At 39.2% G+C, this 17,390-nt stretch carries 20 protein-coding genes; 10 read left to right on the top strand and 10 right to left on the bottom strand.

Annotated elements, in window-relative coordinates; genetic code table 11:
- Positions 1–18 precede the first annotated feature (18 nt).
- Together pepB and J8L71_RS02295 are read left to right on the top strand one after the other, a co-directional pair.
- A complete protein-coding gene (gene pepB / locus J8L71_RS02290; protein WP_210999086.1) occupies positions 19–1,314 on the top strand; it encodes an aminopeptidase PepB in 1,296 nt (431 codons plus the stop codon).
- Between the two features lie 182 nt (positions 1,315–1,496).
- On the top strand, positions 1,497–2,063 hold the full coding sequence (locus J8L71_RS02295; protein ID WP_058547149.1) for a phosphoribosyltransferase family protein: 567 nt from the start codon (positions 1,497–1,499) through the stop codon (positions 2,061–2,063).
- Positions 2,064–2,126: 63 nt separating this feature from the next.
- Here the strand turns inward: J8L71_RS02295 and J8L71_RS02300 are convergent, their stop codons facing one another.
- Positions 2,127–2,783: a cyclic nucleotide-binding domain-containing protein gene (locus J8L71_RS02300; protein ID WP_210999087.1), complete on the bottom strand. Its 657-nt coding sequence runs from the start codon at positions 2,781–2,783 to the stop codon at positions 2,127–2,129.
- 279 nt (positions 2,784–3,062) lie between these two features.
- Between J8L71_RS02300 and J8L71_RS02305 the strand changes: the two genes are divergently transcribed.
- On the top strand, positions 3,063–3,299 hold the full coding sequence (locus tag J8L71_RS02305; protein ID WP_210999088.1) for a YgjV family protein: 237 nt from the start codon (positions 3,063–3,065) through the stop codon (positions 3,297–3,299).
- Positions 3,300–3,353: 54 nt separating this feature from the next.
- Here J8L71_RS02305 and J8L71_RS02310 read toward each other — a convergent pair whose 3' ends face one another.
- Positions 3,354–5,024: an amidohydrolase gene (locus J8L71_RS02310; RefSeq protein ID WP_210999089.1), complete on the bottom strand. Its 1,671-nt coding sequence runs from the start codon at positions 5,022–5,024 to the stop codon at positions 3,354–3,356.
- 169 nt (positions 5,025–5,193) lie between these two features.
- Between J8L71_RS02310 and J8L71_RS02315 the strand changes: the two genes are divergently transcribed.
- Complete coding sequence (locus J8L71_RS02315; protein ID WP_210999090.1) at positions 5,194–5,733, top strand: energy transducer TonB; 540 nt, start codon at positions 5,194–5,196, stop codon at positions 5,731–5,733.
- 36 nt (positions 5,734–5,769) lie between these two features.
- Here J8L71_RS02315 and J8L71_RS02320 read toward each other — a convergent pair whose 3' ends face one another.
- The 4 genes from J8L71_RS02320 to J8L71_RS02335 form a co-directional block, all read right to left on the bottom strand.
- The gene (locus J8L71_RS02320; protein WP_058547154.1) at positions 5,770–6,006 is read right to left on the bottom strand and encodes a calcium-binding protein; all 237 of its coding nucleotides are present in this window, start codon (positions 6,004–6,006) and stop codon (positions 5,770–5,772) included.
- 9 nt (positions 6,007–6,015) lie between these two features.
- A complete protein-coding gene (locus tag J8L71_RS02325; protein WP_058547155.1) occupies positions 6,016–6,252 on the bottom strand; it encodes an EF-hand domain-containing protein in 237 nt (78 codons plus the stop codon).
- A 177-nt stretch (positions 6,253–6,429) separates the two neighbouring features.
- Positions 6,430–6,657, bottom strand: coding sequence for a hypothetical protein (locus tag J8L71_RS02330; RefSeq protein ID WP_210999091.1), 228 nt, complete (start codon positions 6,655–6,657; stop codon positions 6,430–6,432).
- A gap of 23 nt (positions 6,658–6,680) precedes the next feature.
- A complete protein-coding gene (locus J8L71_RS02335) occupies positions 6,681–6,914 on the bottom strand; it encodes an EF-hand domain-containing protein (protein WP_210999092.1) in 234 nt (77 codons plus the stop codon).
- 313 nt (positions 6,915–7,227) lie between these two features.
- Here J8L71_RS02335 and J8L71_RS02340 point away from each other — a divergent pair, with 313 nt between their 5' ends.
- Genes J8L71_RS02340 through J8L71_RS02360 form a run of 5 tightly spaced genes read left to right on the top strand, consistent with a single transcriptional unit; the run spans position 7,228 to position 12,258 of the window.
- Positions 7,228–8,685: a HAMP domain-containing sensor histidine kinase gene (locus J8L71_RS02340; protein ID WP_210999093.1), complete on the top strand. Its 1,458-nt coding sequence runs from the start codon at positions 7,228–7,230 to the stop codon at positions 8,683–8,685.
- 1 nt (position 8,686) lies between these two features.
- Positions 8,687–9,223: a hypothetical protein gene (locus J8L71_RS02345; RefSeq protein WP_210999094.1), complete on the top strand. Its 537-nt coding sequence runs from the start codon at positions 8,687–8,689 to the stop codon at positions 9,221–9,223.
- 2 nt (positions 9,224–9,225) lie between these two features.
- Positions 9,226–10,572 carry a sigma 54-interacting transcriptional regulator gene (locus J8L71_RS02350; protein WP_210999095.1) on the top strand — a complete coding sequence of 449 codons (1,347 nt, stop codon included), beginning with the start codon at positions 9,226–9,228 and terminating at the stop codon, positions 10,570–10,572.
- A gap of 10 nt (positions 10,573–10,582) precedes the next feature.
- Positions 10,583–11,083, top strand: coding sequence for a DUF1543 domain-containing protein (locus tag J8L71_RS02355; RefSeq protein WP_210999096.1), 501 nt, complete (start codon positions 10,583–10,585; stop codon positions 11,081–11,083).
- A 23-nt stretch (positions 11,084–11,106) separates the two neighbouring features.
- The gene (locus J8L71_RS02360) at positions 11,107–12,258 is read left to right on the top strand and encodes a murein transglycosylase domain-containing protein (RefSeq protein WP_210999097.1); all 1,152 of its coding nucleotides are present in this window, start codon (positions 11,107–11,109) and stop codon (positions 12,256–12,258) included.
- Positions 12,259–12,279: 21 nt separating this feature from the next.
- Here J8L71_RS02360 and J8L71_RS02365 read toward each other — a convergent pair whose 3' ends face one another.
- The gene (locus tag J8L71_RS02365; RefSeq protein ID WP_210999098.1) at positions 12,280–12,498 is read right to left on the bottom strand and encodes a hypothetical protein; all 219 of its coding nucleotides are present in this window, start codon (positions 12,496–12,498) and stop codon (positions 12,280–12,282) included.
- A 133-nt stretch (positions 12,499–12,631) separates the two neighbouring features.
- On the opposite strand from J8L71_RS02365, the gene J8L71_RS02370 reads away from it, so the two are divergent.
- Positions 12,632–13,876 carry a multifunctional CCA addition/repair protein gene (locus tag J8L71_RS02370; protein ID WP_210999099.1) on the top strand — a complete coding sequence of 415 codons (1,245 nt, stop codon included), beginning with the start codon at positions 12,632–12,634 and terminating at the stop codon, positions 13,874–13,876.
- Positions 13,877–13,890: 14 nt separating this feature from the next.
- Here J8L71_RS02370 and J8L71_RS02375 read toward each other — a convergent pair whose 3' ends face one another.
- The 3 genes from J8L71_RS02375 to pdsR form a co-directional block, all read right to left on the bottom strand.
- Positions 13,891–14,058, bottom strand: a complete 168-nt coding sequence (locus J8L71_RS02375) for a hypothetical protein (RefSeq protein WP_210999100.1) — start codon at positions 14,056–14,058, stop codon at positions 13,891–13,893.
- 320 nt (positions 14,059–14,378) lie between these two features.
- Positions 14,379–16,520, bottom strand: coding sequence for a proteobacterial dedicated sortase system histidine kinase (gene pdsS, locus J8L71_RS02380; protein ID WP_210999101.1), 2,142 nt, complete (start codon positions 16,518–16,520; stop codon positions 14,379–14,381).
- A complete protein-coding gene (gene pdsR / locus J8L71_RS02385; protein WP_210999102.1) occupies positions 16,520–17,209 on the bottom strand; it encodes a proteobacterial dedicated sortase system response regulator in 690 nt (229 codons plus the stop codon). The genes pdsS and pdsR overlap by 1 nt, the downstream gene beginning before the upstream one ends.
- Positions 17,210–17,390 lie beyond the last annotated feature (181 nt).

The raw sequence follows: 17,390 nt of genomic DNA on the forward strand, positions 1-17,390 counted from the left end.
GTGCAAGGGTATTCTAACATGAGTGAAAAATTTGTTGTTCAACTAAGCGAACAAGCAGCACCGAGTCATTGGGGCGAAAGCGCCACGTTGTCTTTTAACGAGCAAGGCGCAACGGTTCATTTATCTGAGCAAGAAACATTAAAAAATGTTCAAAAAGCAGCGCGTACTATTGCTAACCAAGGCGTTAAAAGCGTTGTATTAGCAGGCGATGCATGGTGCACCGAAAGCCAGTGGGCTTTTTACCAAGGCTTTGTAACACCAAAGTTATTAGATGGTGTTGAATTTACAGATAACGCACAGTCAGATATTAAAGAGCTTGCACATTTAAAAGCCTCGGCTACCTGGGCACGTGAAATGGTAAACGGCACAGCTGATGACATTTACCCTGAGAGCCTTGCTGAAAAAGCCGCTGAGTTTATTCAATCATTAGCGCCTGAGCACGTAAGCTACCAAATTATTAAAGGTGATGCATTATTAGAGCAGCAGTGGATTGGTATTCACGCTGTTGGCCGTGGTAGTGTTCGCCCACCAGTATTACTTGAGCTTGATTACAACCCTACAGGTGATGAAAATGCACCAGTAAGTGCAGCCCTTGTAGGTAAAGGTATTACATTTGACTCAGGCGGTTATTCAATCAAGTCAAGCGAAGGTATGCTTGGTATGAAGTGCGACATGGGCGGTGCAGCAACGGTAACCGCAGGTTTAGCATTGGCTATTAACCGTGGTGTAGAAAAACGCATTAAGCTATTTTTATGTTGTGCAGAGAACTTAATCTCTGGTCATGCATACAAGTTAGGCGATATTTTAACTTACAAAAACGGCACGACGGTTGAAATTGTAAATACCGATGCAGAGGGGCGCTTAGTACTTGCCGATGGCCTAATGGCTGCAGGCGAAACGGGTGCACCATTAATTATTGATGCAGCTACGTTAACAGGCGCTGCACTTGTTGCTGTTGGCCAAGAGTACAACGCATTATTTGCACTAGATAAAGAACTTGCTCGTGAAGTAGAAGATTTTGCGTCTCAAGAAATGGAAGCGGCATGGCCATTACCACTTGAAAAATGGCATCAACAAAATTGCCCGTCACCTTACGCTGATACCGCTAATAGCCGAGCTCAAAAGGGTGGCGGCTACGGCGGCGCATCAAATGCAGCTGGCTTTTTATCACGCTTTGTACCAAATGACGGTAAAGGATGGGTACACATAGATTTAGCTGCTGCATTTAATATGGGCAGCACCAGTCAATGGGCTGCGGGTGCAACGACACAGGGTATGAGAACAGTTGCGCGTACCTTGTTAGAAAAAGCTTAATATTACGTAAAATGAGCTTTTAATACTTTATATAGGCACCTTTTGGTGCCTATTTTATTATTTACTTACAAGCAATTTTTTTTTATTTGCGGTAAAATCCTGCGCCAATACCTGTTTGAGTGTTTATTTATTGGCTAAAGCGCCTTCACTCAAATGTTATACTCACCACTGGGGTTCAAACTATGTCAGATAAGTGCTACATCACAGCTCAACAGCTACTTGAAGATTCATTCCGCGTAGCGGCACAAGTTTATAAAGACGGCTTTCGTCCAGACTTTATTATTGGTATTTGGCGAGGTGGTGCACCAATTGGTATTGCTGTGCAAGAGTATTACGATTACAAAGGCATTGAAACAGATCATATTGCTGTACGTACTTCGTCTTATTACGGCATTGGTAAGCAATCAAAAGAGATTAAAGTTCACGGTCTACATTACATTGTAGAAAATGCTAACGCAGGTGATTCGCTATTGATTGTTGATGACGTATTTGACTCAGGCCGCAGTATTGTAGCCCTTAAAGAAAAACTTTCTGAGTTAATGCGCTTAAATCTCCCTAGCGATATTCGTATTGCATGCCCGTACTACAAACCAAAAAACTCTAAAGTAGATACAATCCCTGATTACTACATTCATGAGTCGGAAGAATGGTTAGTGTTCCCGCATGAGCTATCGGGTTTAACGCCAGATGAAATCATTGAAGGTAAATCAGACCTTGCGAAGATTCACGATATTTTACTAGAAAAGTAGTATGTAATTTATCCATAAAAAAAGGCCGTTAAGGCCTTTTTTTATGGATAAATTTTAAAGAATTTAAAGTTGAGCAAAGCTATCAACATATTCGCTAAGTTTAGGAATATCGACCGCCTGTAAGCCGTGCGTACTTCTTTGCACTAGATTTTTTTCAACGAGCTCTGTCACAACACGCCTGTACGCGCGCTCAGTGGTAGCAAAACGTTCGGCTTCGGCATTTACTGTGGGATAGGCTCTTAGCAGCGTAGGGTTGTTATTCTCGGCTCTTAATAAGCAATCTTTAGCTATGTTGTAGCTCAGGGGGAGTAATAGCTTATCTAAATTGATTTTTTGGTTTTCCTGAAACTTAGCCGCGATAGTTTGTGCCGTGTATAAGCTAAGTTCTGGCTTTTCGAGTAATAATGCTCGCCAGTGTCGTAATTCAATTAAGTTATAGGTTACATCACTAAAACACGTAACAGTATAAATACATGGGTTATTGTTAAGCGCTTCTATTTCGCCTATTAACGTATTATTGCAATCCAATTGACCTAACAGCAGGCGGCGTCCATTGCCTACATCGTAACTAAACGACACAGTGCCACTGCGCACAAGTACAAGCTTGCTTAAGGGCTGATCTTGGTGGATCAGCACTTCTTTTTTTGATTGCTGATAACTACTACCCGCAAAGGTAAGAAGTTGCTCAACAAGATAACTAGAAAAATGGTATTGAAACATCAATATGCTCTTCGGACAATTGTCCTATTTATTACACCTTAATGACGTTAACATTAAAGCTCTAAGAATTTACGCTAACTTGCAATTACATTTAGCTTTGCTAATTGTATTATTTTACCTTCATTTCCCGTGTAATGGTTTAGAAAGTTGTTGGCAACCACCAGCAAACTTTTTTGGGTTTTTATGCAAGTTAGCTTTTTTATTTAATACTTTGCAATACTTATAAGTGCAATAAGTTAGCAGTAATGTAATGCTAACCTAAAGCCTAGGAGAGAACAATTGAGTTGGGAATATTTAGGTTATATTGCATCAGCTTTGTTGGTTGCATCGTTAACAATGACCGATGTAGTTAAACTACGTTGGTATAATATGTTTGGCTGTATTGTTTTTACAGCTTATGGTGTGGCAATTGGTGCCGTACCTGTCATTTTTACTAATGGCCTACTTGCGCTAGTAAACATGTATCACATTTTTAAATTATATCGCCAGCCAAAAGTGGTTTCAGCTAAAAGCTAAACCACTCGATAGTGCTAAAAAGGGTTAACTTCAAACGTTAACCCTTTTTTGGTTTTATTTACCGCTTACCTCTTTTTCGTATTTAAGCTTTCCGGCAATCCATGTTTGTAATACATGGGTATTGTAAATTTCTTCAACGGGTACTTTAAAGTAATCTTTGTCTATTAAAATAAAGTCAGCCCATTTACCTTGCTCTAAGCTACCAACTTTAAACTCTTGGTGCGCTGCATAGGCCCCCCCTAATGTGAATGCACGTAAGGCATCTTCTCTGCTTAACACTTCACTTGCACGCCAGCCATTTTTAGGCAGTTTATTATGATCCATTCGTGTGATAGCTGAATACAAACCATCGAACGGGTTGGCAAGTTCTACGGGGTAATCTGACCCTGCAGCCACTACCGAACCTTGTTTTAGAAATGTTTGCCAAGCATAAGCGCCACTTAGCTGTTTGTCAGTTAGACGCTGCTCTGCCATGTGCATATCTGATGTTGCATGCACAGGCTGCATAGATGGAATTATTTTTAATGTTTTGAAGCGAGGAATATCGTCAGGCGTTACAATTTGTGCATGCTCTATACGGTTTCGAAGAAGTATTCCGCCGGTTTTTTTAAATACGTTTTGATAGGCATCTAGTACTACCTTATTTGCTTTATCGCCAATAGCGTGCGTATTTGCACTAAAGCCGCTTTTAAAGCTTTGAGTAAAAATAGATTCTAGCTTTTGCTGTGTTTCAAGCATTAAGCCATGATGACCTGCTCTGTCCGCATACTCTTCAATAAGAGCAGCGCCACGAGAGCCTAATGCGCCATCGGCATATACTTTTACACTACGAATTTCCATAAAGTCATTTTTATCGTGGTAGCGGCCTGCTTTTAGCATTTCTTCTAAATCTGGGCTTGCACCGCTTAACATAGCCACAATTCTAAGTGGTAAGTTACCCAAGTCACCACGTTCTTTGTAAACTTGCCATGTTGTTTTATCAATGCCTGCATCGTGTGTAGAGGTAATGCCTAGACTTAATAAGTGCTTGCCGGCTGCATCTAGTGAATTGCTAATATCGTCTTTTGAAGGCGCTGGCATATGTTTTGTAATTAGCGCTTCGGCTTTATCAACAAATACGCCAGTAGGATTGCCAAACTCATCTTTTATTATTTCACCGCCTTCAGGGGCTTTTGTTGTAGCGGTTATACCTGCAAGTTCAAGTGCTTTACTATTTACCCAAATAGCGTGACTGTCAACGCGAGAGAGAACCACTGGGCGGTCGTTAACTATTTTGTCTAAGTCTTTAGCTGTTGGAAAGCGGGTATCGCTCCAAAGTTCTTGGTTCCAACCTCGGCCTATGATCCAGCCTTGTTTATCTTTTGCAAACTCTTCTAATTTTGAGGTAACGTCCTTAACCGATTTTGCACCTCGTACATCTAATTGCGATAAGTTGTCGCCAAGGCCAATTACATGGCCGTGCGCGTCAATCAAACCTGGTAGCAAAGTGTTACCATGCGCATCAATCAGTTTCGCATCAGGAAAACTATTTTTAAGCGCTTCGCCACCTAGTTTTACTACTTTACCGTTTTTAATAACTAGGGTAGAAAATTGCTGTACTTCACCTTTGTATAAAGGCGTGTAGCCGTTTGCGTTGAATATAACTTTGGTTTGAGCAACCGCGTGGTAAGAACTAGCTAAAATGCTTGCTAGTAGCAGTGGTTTTATCAATGTTTTTAGTTGCATAAGGTATTATTTTTTATTGTTTGTGCGTTAACACTAGCAAACCAAAATTTATAATACCAATAACTGTTTTAGAATATTTATAATGGCATTTGTGAATAGTTTGTTTGCGAAACAGGTAAAGTATGTGTATCTTTAAAAAAATCAATAAGAATAAGCATAAGGAAACGCTATGAAAGCCCTCTATTTATTACTTCCATTGACTACATTGCTCACGGCATGTGGATCAACATCTACGGCAGAGAAAAATGTAGAAAAATTAAAGCATACAGATGTATCAGGTGTTGAAAAGCTCGATTATATAGATTTATCGAGTATTGAGTTACGCGATAAAGTGAAAGATTATTGGGGAATTGCTACAAGAACAGAGCCACGGTATCCGGTAGAAGCTGCAAGAAAAAATCTAGCAGGTTGTGTAGAACTCATTACTATTATTAATTCTGAGGGTAAGGCGCAAGGATATAAAGTGCTCTCTTCATATCCTAAAGGATTATTCGATAAAGCAGCCGCACAGTCTTTAAATACATGGTCTTGGCTCCCAACAGCTGCAAATACAGCTAAAGAGCCTGTCTTAACTCATATTAGGATTGATTTCACGCTTACTTCAAAACCTGTAGGTAAAAAATATTTGAAAAACTGCCCTGCTGGAGAAACATTTCTAGTAACTGGAGAAAAGTTTATTGAATCCAGTGAGCTTAGAATAATTAAATAAAGGTATATAGTTAGGTGTTTTATCACCTAACTATAACTACTTACTTGCATATATGCCGTATTCGCTAAGTGAAAGTCGGCTGTCTTTGTCTTTATCGTAGCTTGCAAAGCGTGACCATAAGGCGGGATCTATTGCGGTTTCTGCTCGAGATAAAAAGCCATTTTTGTTTCTATCTAATTTTTTAAATTGCTCTGCAATATTGTTGTTGGCTGCAAATGTAGCTGCGCTAAAAATACTAAACGCGAAGAGAGCCATATAGCTTATGTTTTTCATACAAATCACTTAGTAGAGGTTATTGGTGAGATAATTTTTAAATTCGACTAACGAAATTTGGTTATCTTGGTTCTTGTCCCACATCACAAACGTGCTCAAAAGTTGCGGTTGAGGTTCAAGTTCATCTTGGGTTAGGTAGCCACTTTTATTGCTATCGAGATGATCAAAGCGTTGTTTTACATCAAGTGCAGCGGCATTAAAGCTAAAAAGCAAAAATAGGCTTGATACAAATGTAAGTATCTTCATGGTATTCCTTCCAAAAGATGTGTTTTAATTTGGCTACTGGAAAGAGAAAAAGCACTTGCCGTAATTTAATTCCCAACATTAAATCCGTTTACACACTCCCTCAGGGATTATGGCAAATGCTTTTAATTCTACTTTAACAGTAACTATCTTAAGTGAAACTTAATTAGCGAGTGTTGGTTATGGTTTAAAACTCTCAAACTCTTTTTTTGAAACTTTTTCATCGTCGTTTTCATCTAAATCAGTAAATTGTCTCATTACTTCCTTGTCTTGCTTTGCTTCAGCAAGTGAAATTTGCCCGTCCATGTCTGTGTCTAAATGGGCAAAGCGAACATTTACCTGCGATGCTAAAACTGTTGCGCTAATGGCTAAAAACATTAATGAAAAGGCGGCTATAAGTTGTTTCATAATCACGTTCCTTATTTAATGAGTTATTGAATAAACTTTTTGAATTCGTTTAGCGACAACTGACCATCTTGGTTGGTGTCGATTTGCGAAAAATTTTCGTGAAGCACTGCGTCTTCACCAGCTTCGGCTTCACTTAAAGTACCGTTGCTGTCTTTATCTAGTTCATTAAAAGTGGCTTGAACGTCCATTGCAAAGGCGCTTGCGCTTAAAAAGCCTAAAGCAGCTAATGATGAGATCACTAAAAAGCGGTTGTTCATAATTATTTCCTTATTAAATAAATTTAGATTAGCTATTACAAAAACAATGCCAATATTTATTTTTGCTTCTTATCAATAGGTTATAGTTTTTGGTGTGTTTAAATAGGAAGTTTTTATAGAACTTTGTGTGATTTTTGCAACACTTTTAACTGTATTGCTTTGTATGGCTACAATATCAATAGCTTAGGTTGTTGCCATTTGGCAACAGTTAAGGCGTAATAGGGCTTGAACGTATTAAATATAATTACTGATTCAGCCAGTGTATAAAGTAAAAGCCTGATAATAGATACTAAAAAGCAAAGGATTAAACACAATGCCAGCAACTATGGCTAAAAAATACCATGCATTACTTAATTGGCGCCCTAACTTAATCGGTCAGTTTGTAATAAGTATGTTGTTATCTTTATTACCACTTTCGTTAGTGGTAATTGTGTTTTTGAATGCGCTTAATAAACAACTCGCCGTTACTCAGCAAATAGTCAGTAATAATTACCTCGTTACCAAATCATTTAACACCTTAAAGCAAGATCTCAATAGTTTAGAGCGTGCGACTCGGCAAAACTGGGTTTTAAAAAGTGAATCTCTTGATGAGTTAATAGTAAATAAATGGCAAGCATCGCTGCAAACAATTGAGGAGCTAACTCAACTTAGTGCATCAGCCGATTACAATGCTAAATGGCGGCGTTTAGCGCAAACCTTACAAGCAGCTCATACTCAATTAGTCGAAGAAAAACAGCAGCAAGCTGAGCTATTCTTACCTATTAGCGACTTAGTAGCAGAGCAAACTATATGGCTTCGTGACGTAAACGCAGCACAAATACAGAGTAATCAAAACGAGCTTTCTTCACTGCAGTCTTCATTTATTAATTGGTTAGTAGCACTTATTCCGCTTACTTTAGTTGTTGGTGGCGGTTTTTTATGGCGTATTAGTAAGCGCCTAAAGGGTTTAACGTCAGTAATCGACAAGTTAGGGCAAGGGCATTGGCAGCAAAAAATAGCCGTACATGGCTCTGCAGAGCTCGTAGAACTTGGTAATAAACTACAGTGGGTGCAAGAGCAGCTACATGTACTTGAACAGCAAAAAGATACCTTTTTACGCCATGTAACACACGAGCTAAAAACACCGCTTGCTTCAATGGTCGAAGGGACTGATCTTTTAAGTGATGAAATTGTAGGCCCTATAACCGATGAACAAAAAGCAGTCCTTGAGCTGATCAGCCAGTCAATGGTGCGCCTGCGAACCATGATTGATAGCCTACTTAGCTACAATGCAATTCGTACCAGTAAAGACAGTTTAAGCGAGGTAGAGTTTAGCTATTTAATTAAGAAAATTAATAGTCATTTTGAACATCGTCTAACGGCAAAAAATCAAACTCTTCAGTGGCAAAATAACTTATCAAATAAGCCACTGGCTTTGCCTAGTGAATTAATAGAAATGATTTTAATACAGCTCATTTCAAATGGTTTAAAGTTTTCAGAGCAAGGGCAGCATGTAGCTATAGATATATCGCTTGAACAAAGCCAGCTTAATATAAAAGTAATAGATAATGGCTGTGGTATAAAAGAGCAAGAAAAAACACAGATTTTTGGCGCATTTTATCAAGGTAAACATAATAAAGATGTTACGCTGCAAGGCAGTGGATTAGGCTTAACCATAGTTAAAGAGTCGGTTGAACAACTAAGAGGTAAGTTGAGCGTTGAGCATAACGAGCCTAGTGGTTGCCAATTTTTAATAAAAATTCCCATTATAAAAAATCAAGGAGTTAACTAGCATGCGCTCGCGTTCAATGGCTATTTTATGTGTGCTGAGCAGTACTATTGTTTTATCAGGCTGTGAAATAAACAATGCACATCAACGTGCTGTATCTTCACCTGCGGCTGTAAATGATACAACAAAAAATAAAAGCACATTACCTAGCCCAAAAGTACGCCCTAAAAGCGATCCGATCTATCCACCTACAGAGCAAGTTATTGCCTGGCATGCTAATCAATGTGGTGGGTTTAAAGTAATCCCTGTAAAGCAAACTTACTTAGGTGAAACTGAGCTTAAACACTTTTTTAAATACATGTGCTTAAACGTAAATACCAACCCTAATGCGGTTATGAGTAAATTACTAAAGCTTGATTTGGCTTACTTTTGGCCTGACGATATAAAGCAATACTTATGGCTTCAAAAGCAGCAAGTAACAATGCAAATAAATGCCAAAAAAGAACAACAAGCGCTAAATGATAAAATGCAAGAAACCCTTTCGTCATTAGCAACCATAGAGCAGCAGCTTTTATTGCGTGAAGATACCAAGGAGCAGTAATTATGGCCGAACAAAAGCCGCAAGGTGCAAAAGTATTATTAGTTGACGACGACGCCAGCTTATTAAAGTTATTGGCCATTCGTATTGAGTCAAAAGGCTATGAGGTAACTACTTGCGAAAGTGGTATTACGGCACTGCAAATACTTAAAAACCAAGTGTTTGATGCGGTAATAACCGATTTACGAATGGACGAAATGGATGGCATGACGTTACATCGCCAGTTGCAAAGTCGCTACCCGGCACTGCCTGTTATTATGATGACAGCCCATGGTTCTATTCCTGATGCGGTTGAAGCCACTAAACAAGGCATTTTTGCTTTTATAACAAAACCAGTAGATAAAGATGAGTTATTCGACAGCCTTGCAAAAGCTATAGAAATTCATGGTGTAAACGCCGATGAAGTTGTACCAAAAAGTAATATTGTGACCCGCAGTGGCGCTATGTTGCATTTGCTTGAGCAAGTTAAGCTACTAGGTCCAACACAAGTTAATGTGCTTATCTCTGGTGCCAGCGGTACAGGTAAAGAGCTACTTGCTCAGGCTATTCATCAACACAGCCATGTAAGCGAAGGACCATTTGTTGCTATTAACTGCGGTGCTGTACCTGGGGAGCTTTTAGAGTCTGAATTATTTGGCCATAAAAAAGGTGCTTTTACAGGGGCTGTGAAAGATCACCAAGGTTTGTTTCAACAAGCGCAGGGCGGCACGTTATTTTTAGATGAAATTGGCGATATGCCGCTTAACCTTCAAGTTAAGTTACTGCGAGTACTACAGGAAAAAACCATTCGGCCGGTGGGTTTTCAAGAAGAAATTCCTATAGATGTGCGAATAGTGTCTGCAACTCATAAAAACTTACCGGATGCGATTTTGAATCAGCAATTTAGGGAGGATTTATACTATCGCCTAAATGTTATTAATTTAAAATTACCGCCACTTCATGAGCGCCGTGAAGACATAAGTCTGCTTGCTCAGCATTTTAGCGCAAGTATTGCAAAACGTATGAACCAAAGCGAAAAACGTTTTGCAAGCGATGCGATGCATGCACTTGTACGCTACGACTGGCCAGGTAATATTCGTCAACTACAAAACGTAGTAGAGCAAGTTGTTGCATTAACGCCAAGCGAAGTAATATCAGAACACTTAGTGTTAGCAGCCCTTAATAGTAACGAAAAAAATGTAGAGCCATTATCACTTAACGATGCTAAAAAAGAGTTTGAACGCGATTATGTAATCAATACATTAAAAATGGCGGGCGGTAATGTAGCCGAAGGCGCAAAGCTTGCTAAACGTAACCGTTCAGACTTTTATAAACTGATTAAAAAACATAATATCGATGTAGATAATTTATAAAGGTAAGCAAATGCAGTTATTTATGGTGTATTTAGGTGGGCGAATTCAAGGCTGCCATATAGAAATGCACGATATTCGCTTTGTAGTAGGGGAGAATATAGAACAAACCTACTCAAAGTTAAAAAGCCAATGGGTGGGCGATAAAAGTAGCGTGCATATGGATAGTTTTATGGCTATAAACCATATAGATGGCTTTAAAGTTGAAGTGGTTGATACTTATGTTGAGCAAAATAAGCAGCTTTATTTTGTTAATTTAGGCGCTTATAGAAGCGACTCTATGGCTGAGCAACACGACTTTGCATTGTATGTTGCAAGTAGTAGTAATGAGGCTAAACAACGCGCCAAAAACGATTTACTCGCAGGCCTTAGTCATATTCATAAAGATGATTTACACGATGTGGATGACTGCTTTGCCATTGACTTACTCGACAGCCAATTAAATATTAAACTGACCCCGAGCGGGCAAGCTCAAATAATAAAGCCAGACTGGTTTGGCTATCATATTTTATAAATTAGCTTACTTAGGGATAGCGCGTGAAAAAATTTGGATTGTGGTGCTTAATTATATTGTTAAGTGGATGTGAGTCGGTCTCTCACTTGGCTCCAGTAAGAGATCTTAACGAGCTAGTCAAGCAAGTTAAAACTAACCCTACAGACGTCAAAAGTATAAAAAAACAGGTAGAAAAAACACATTATTCAATTAAGCAGCAAGTAGGAAGTGTTAGTAAATTATTAGCTGTGCTGGAAAGTATCGTTAGTCGTAAGTGGGGAAAAGGAAATACTCAGCAACCAACGCGCAAAAAATATGTAAAATACAGCAATAACTATCAAGCTAGAGCAATTATTGATTTTGAAAGCAGCACTGTTAGAGTCGAGACAATAGCAACTAAAAATACAGATGTGCTACTGACTAAAGCGATAGTTACAACATTATTAACCTCAAGCGATCCACATAAAACAGATATTTTTACCAGCAAATCACCTATTTTAGAGGGAGAGCCTTTTTTATATCAGCAAGTTCTAGATGAAGATGGATTACCAATAAAGTATCAATGGCGAGCAAACCGTTTTGCTCGGTATTTAGTTGAAACTAAGACGCAAAAAAAACGTAGTAACGGTCACTCAATCACATCTGTGTCCTTTCCTTTAGTGGAACAAAATGCACACTTACGAAAGCAAAAGTATAGTGATTATGTTTTAGCTGCATCAAAAAAATATAAAATATCTGCATCGCTTATCTACGGTATTATTGAGACTGAGAGTCATTTTAACCCTTATGCAGTAAGCTCCTCTAATGCGTATGGGTTAATGCAAATAATACCTGCAACGGCAGGCAGAGACGTCTATCAGAGAATCAAGAAAGTTTCAGGCCAACCAACTAAAGCAGTCCTTTTTGATCCTAAAAATAATATTGATATAGGAAGTGCTTATTTAAGTATTCTACAAAATAATTATTTGAATAAAATTAACGCAGATCAAAACCGACATTATGCGATGATTTCATCTTATAACGGCGGTGCAGGAAATGTATTAAGAATATTTAACCAAAGTAGAGAGGTCGCTTTTTCGCAAATAAACAGACTTACGGCTAGCCAATTATACGAAATATTGACCACTAAACACTCTAGAGAGGAGTCTCGCAGATATTTAGAAAAAGTAACTATTGCAGAAAAGTCTTACCAATAGATAATACATAGTGTTTAATCACTACTTTTCATCACTACCTTCTTCGCTTTTAGCTGCCATTTTAAATGCCACAATAACTAATCCAAACATAGCAAATGGCAGTGCTGCCAACATGTATTCAACCATGTTGCTGTCTTGAAAGTTTGCTTGCATTAAAAAATGTCCCGCCACGCACATTAAAATAACCACTAATAAAATGGGGAGTAACATAAGTTCTTTTTTTGATGAATGGTTTTTCATTGAATGTGAGGCTACGGCTTAAAAACAATGCGCCATTGTAATGAGCTTCCTTTAGCTTGGCAAACGCCGCAGTTTTTTTTAAATAATGATATGATTAGCGTCAAACAATTGGGCAAGTGTTATTGGGAATAAAGTGAGAAGTAGCTTAAAAAAAGTATACCTAGTAGGTGGTGCAGTGCGCGATCAACTACTAAATATAGAATCAAAAGACAACGACTATGTAGTAATAGGTGAAACGCCACAAACTATGGAGTCACTTGGTTTTGTACCAATAGGTAGCGACTTTCCAGTTTATTTACACCCAAAAACAAAAGAAGAATATGCACTTGGCCGTACTGAGCGAAAAAGTGGTAAAGGCTATACCGGCTTTGTGGTTGATGCCAGTCCAAATGTAACCCTTGAAGAAGACTTAGCAAGGCGCGATCTAACTATTAACTCAATGGCGCTTGACGAAAATGGTAACATTATTGACCCATTTAATGGCCAAGGTGATTTGCATAACAAAATACTGCGCCACACCACAGGGGCTTTTGTAGAAGACCCCGTCCGTGTATTACGTATTGCGCGGTTTTTAGCGCGCTATGGCAGCCAGTGGAGTATTCACCCAAGTACTTATGCACTAATGCGCAAGCTTAAAAATAAGGGAGAGCTTAATCACTTAGTACCCGAACGGGTTTGGCTTGAAACCGAAAAAGCTCTTGGCGAAAAACACCCAGAGCTTTATTTTAAAGCGTTACATGGCTTAGGTATTTTTCCTGAAATAGAGCGAATGGAGGGTGTACCCCAGCCAGCGAATCATCACCCAGAAGGCGATGTATTTGTACATACGATGCTGGTGTTAAGGCGCGCTGCTGATTTGAATTTTAACCTTGAGACACGTTTTGCTGCACTTACTCATGATTTTGGTAAAGCCCTGAGCTTCAAAAAACGCGGTAATTTACGCGGCCATGAGCGCGAAGGTGTTGCTGTAGTTGAAAAATTTTGTGAGCGTTTAAAAGTACCCAACCGGTTTCGTGATATTGGTGTACTCACCAGCGACAACCATACTTTGTGTCACACGGTTGATCAGTTAAGGCCGCAAACTATCCATAAGTTAATCGTGACTAATTTAAATGCACTTGTGCATCCTGAGCGGTTTATTGCGTTTACTCAAGCATGCCAGTGCGACGCGCAAGGTCGTGGAGAAACATTGGTTGATAAGCCATATCCACAAGCAGTTAAGCTGCGTGAAATTTTTAGTGAATTACAAAAAATGGACAAAAAGCAGGTAGTGCAAAGTGCACTTCAAAGCGGTAAAAAAGGGCCTGAAATAGGTGAGGCTGTAAAGCTTGCTGAAATAGAGTGTATTAAAGCATTTTTGCAAAATAGCATGGCTTAAATCATTAAGTGATGCTAAATAAGATACTCTGAAACACCTTTGTTTTTATCAATGTCAGGTTTTCTAGTGTCTTTGTAATGTGTACTTTTTGAGTTAATATTTTCAGATTCAGATTGTTTATCTGGCCTGTATAAGTCAAAAATAAAATCTATTTCTTCACGTTCTAGCAAGGATGTATTCATGGGTATTCCTTTAATTTAATACTTTACTATGATGTAGGGTATGGTCATTTGACTGAATTAAAAATGAATAGTTTTATTTAGAGTGGTATTAAATTGTAACTGGCGGGATTTAGGTGATAAGCGGTATCAAGTTGTTATTTTTAATGATTGTTTGTTAATTGTAAAGCTTTGATATTTTACATTGGCAACTTTAATTTATAACTCTTAATTTAACCTAATTGTATATTTCATACTTGTGTTATTAATTTAAAAAACAATGCACCTTATTTAAAGCGCATCGTTTTAAAACTATTGGTTTACATTAGTTCTAATTTTAGCCGTTAGTCTACTTTTGCTAATGGAAAATTAATCTTGAATATTACTCCGTTACCTTGCTGGTTATTTTGCGCGGCTACACTGCCTTTATGGTAATCGCATACCAGCCTTACAATATAAAGGCCAAGTCCTAAATGCGGTTGTTGCTGCATTTGCTGACTTCTTATCGATACCATAGAATCAAAAATATGTTCCGTTAACCCTTTTGGTAGTATAGGGCCAATATTGCATATTGATAGTTCAGCTACATTATTGACTTGAGCAAGCTCTACAGTGATGGCTGTACCTTCTTCGCAAAATTCCAACGCGTTATTAATTAGCTTATCAAGTAGCTGGGCTATAAATTCGGGAGCACCTTGCATAGGTAAAGGGTTTTGGCTTATATCAAGTTTAAATAATTGCTCAGGATAAGTAAGTTGATAGCCTTGCATGCACCCATTTATGACCTTTTGTAAATCAAAAGGCTCGGGTTCATTACTTTGAATACTTTGCTCTAGGCGTGTGGCCTCGCTCATGGTGGTAATTATTTTTCCTAAACGCTCAACCCCTTCACTTGCGCGATCTAGGTATTTTTGACTTAGCTCGTTTTGTGGCAAGCTCTGTAAGTTTTCAAGTGATGAACGTACCACAGCAACCGGTGTGCGTAGCTCGTGAGATAGCCTCGACGACATATTTTCTAAATAGTCGGTATACCCACGAAGTCGACTAACAATGTTTGAGAAACTACGAGAAAGATCACCAATTTCATCATTAGCATCGCTGTAATTAATGCTGCCGGTTATACGGCCTTGGGCATCAATTGCTTGCTCTGCGGTATCGCGCAATCGCCTAATGCGGCTAGAAATTCGTGAGGCAAAAAAGAACAAGGTTACGGTGCCAATAAGCATCACCGCTAAAATAACGTTAAAGAGTTTTTCGAGCGATTTATTACGTAGCGTGCGTACGCCATTTGTGGTTTCCTCAGCAATGACTGCGCCTATGACATTATCGTCAATCCAAATAGGGTACGCTGCCGATAAAATAACGGCTTTACTGTCGGGCGTTAAGCGCCAAGACGACGCTGGTTGCCCCTTGAGTGCCTTAGCTAAATGCGTGCCTTGCATTGATGCCACATCGTGTAGGGTATCTAAAAATTCGTTTTCTGGGCGGGTTAAAATTTTATAATACAGTGGGTGCAAATACGTTTGCTCAAAGCGTTGCCATGCATTTTTAGGCGGCTGATTTTTAAGGCCATCGGCCCATACACCATCGGCATTTTGAATCGTGCCCGATTGCGCTAATACGCGATGGTGGTTATCTACTACCCAAATACGGCTACCACTGTGGCCCATACCTTTTAAAATGCGGTTAATTTCAGGAGACGGAACAAGCACTGAGCCTAGATCGCTAGGGTTATTTAAATTAGAAGTCGACATGGTTTTAGGCGCTGCCAATGCATTTTTACTATCTACATCAACGACGGCAAAACCAAGTTTATTACCAAGCATGTCTATAGGAAAGCGCAGCTCTACGTTATAACCTGATTTAGTACTTTCAAAATACCCTTGAATTTTTGTAAACGGTATTTTGGTATTGGCATCAAACGCATTGACCCAGCCATCTTGGCGCGGCGCAATAATATACGTTTGAAATTGGCCGCCTGGGGTTTTTAAACCAATTTTTAAGTAATCGTTATTGGTAATACTTAAGCTGTTTTTAGCGCGATAAATTAATGTGTTATCAGTTACTTTAAATAGCGCATACAAATAATTATCAAACTTACCCACCATGTGCTCAAACGATAAATCTCCGGCTTTATGCTCTTTGTCTGCTTTTTGTAAATAGCGTTTGTCGTATTGCCAAAAGAGTGGTTGATAGCTTTGCCAGTCGCTAAGTTTGCCATCAAGCTGGATTGGGTTTTTAAGATTATACGCGTATAGATCGCGCCCTTTTACTACTTGGTCTAAAAAGTTAGTTTGCTCGTCAAAGAGTGCGGGGCGCTCATGCAGCGCAGTAGCAAGTGCACGAGTAGTGCCTACGAGGGTTTTTTCTTGGCCTTGGCGTAAAAACTTTTCCATTTCCCATACGTATTCGTAGCCAAGCCATGGCAGTAAAAACAAAAAGCACGAAAGTAATATAAATTTACTGCGCAGGCCAAATCGTAGCATTAGTGTTGCTCCCACCTGTAGCCCATACCGTACACGGTATCTATGCAGTCAAAGTTGCTATCAAGTGCCATAAACTTTTTGCGAATACGTTTTACATGCGAGGTTATGGTGCTGTCATCTACATAAATTTTTGCATCGCTCATTAAGTCATTACGGCTTTTAACATGCCCAGGACGCTGTGCGAGTGAGTGCAACATCCAAAACTCGGTGACCGTTAAATCAACTAATTGCTGTTGCCAAAATACCTGCATACGTTGCGTGTCGAGCACCAGCTGCCCACGCGTTATAAGTGCGTTGGCATCGGCGGGTTGCTCAAGCGCTTCCATTCTTCTAAATAGCGCGCCAATACGCGCGGCTAAGTGTGCCAAGCTAATATCTTTTGTTAGGTAGTCGTCGGCGCCCATACGCAGGCCACATACTGTGTCTATTTCGCTATCGCGGGCGGTTAGAAAAATAATAGGCAGTGTTTTAGAAAGCGTACGCAAGGTTTGGCAAAGCAAAAAACCGCCATCTATTTCGTGGCCTAAGCCTATATCAACAATGGCTAAATCGGGTAGGGCATCTTTAAATGCAATCTCAGCGCTCGGGCGATCTGCAAAGCCACTTACTTGGTAACCTTGTGCGCTAAGCATTTCAATATAGTTTTCGCGGATTGCTTTTTCATCTTCAATGATGGCTATTTTTTTCATTCTAATCATTATCCTATCTAACTTATTTTGCACTATATCGAAGTTTTTAAGCTGTGTACGGTTAAAAAGGCAATTGCCATTTTTTTGCCACAATTGCTCAGCGGTTTGCCATTTTTGCTCCCCTTTGCTGCCATTTGAAGCTGTTTTAATACACCCATCAAAACAAAACATCACAAATTAA

This window comes from Pseudoalteromonas sp. MMG007, assembly GCF_018100985.1.
Classification (GTDB): Bacteria; Pseudomonadota; Gammaproteobacteria; order Enterobacterales; family Alteromonadaceae; genus Pseudoalteromonas.

Excerpts from the sequence above, each read along its gene's own strand:
- pdsR (WP_210999102.1), bottom strand. The coding sequence starts at position 17,209 with ATGAAAAAAATAGCCATCATTGAAGATGAAAAAGCAATCCGCGAAAAC.
- J8L71_RS02365 (WP_210999098.1), bottom strand. The coding sequence starts at position 12,498 with ATGAAAAACCATTCATCAAAAAAAGAACTTATGTTACTCCCCATTTTA.
- J8L71_RS02335 (WP_210999092.1), bottom strand. The coding sequence starts at position 6,914 with ATGAACAACCGCTTTTTAGTGATCTCATCATTAGCTGCTTTAGGCTTT.
- J8L71_RS02345 (WP_210999094.1), top strand. The coding sequence starts at position 8,687 with ATGCGCTCGCGTTCAATGGCTATTTTATGTGTGCTGAGCAGTACTATT.
- pdsS (WP_210999101.1), bottom strand. The coding sequence starts at position 16,520 with ATGCTACGATTTGGCCTGCGCAGTAAATTTATATTACTTTCGTGCTTT.
- J8L71_RS02320 (WP_058547154.1), bottom strand. The coding sequence starts at position 6,006 with ATGAAAAACATAAGCTATATGGCTCTCTTCGCGTTTAGTATTTTTAGC.
- J8L71_RS02340 (WP_210999093.1), top strand. The coding sequence starts at position 7,228 with ATGCCAGCAACTATGGCTAAAAAATACCATGCATTACTTAATTGGCGC.
- J8L71_RS02295 (WP_058547149.1), top strand. The coding sequence starts at position 1,497 with ATGTCAGATAAGTGCTACATCACAGCTCAACAGCTACTTGAAGATTCA.
- J8L71_RS02330 (WP_210999091.1), bottom strand. The coding sequence starts at position 6,657 with ATGAAACAACTTATAGCCGCCTTTTCATTAATGTTTTTAGCCATTAGC.
- J8L71_RS02325 (WP_058547155.1), bottom strand. The coding sequence starts at position 6,252 with ATGAAGATACTTACATTTGTATCAAGCCTATTTTTGCTTTTTAGCTTT.
- J8L71_RS02315 (WP_210999090.1), top strand. The coding sequence starts at position 5,194 with ATGAAAGCCCTCTATTTATTACTTCCATTGACTACATTGCTCACGGCA.
- J8L71_RS02310 (WP_210999089.1), bottom strand. The coding sequence starts at position 5,024 with ATGCAACTAAAAACATTGATAAAACCACTGCTACTAGCAAGCATTTTA.
- J8L71_RS02375 (WP_210999100.1), bottom strand. The coding sequence starts at position 14,058 with ATGAATACATCCTTGCTAGAACGTGAAGAAATAGATTTTATTTTTGAC.
- J8L71_RS02350 (WP_210999095.1), top strand. The coding sequence starts at position 9,226 with ATGGCCGAACAAAAGCCGCAAGGTGCAAAAGTATTATTAGTTGACGAC.
- pepB (WP_210999086.1), top strand. The coding sequence starts at position 19 with ATGAGTGAAAAATTTGTTGTTCAACTAAGCGAACAAGCAGCACCGAGT.
- J8L71_RS02300 (WP_210999087.1), bottom strand. The coding sequence starts at position 2,783 with ATGTTTCAATACCATTTTTCTAGTTATCTTGTTGAGCAACTTCTTACC.
- J8L71_RS02355 (WP_210999096.1), top strand. The coding sequence starts at position 10,583 with ATGCAGTTATTTATGGTGTATTTAGGTGGGCGAATTCAAGGCTGCCAT.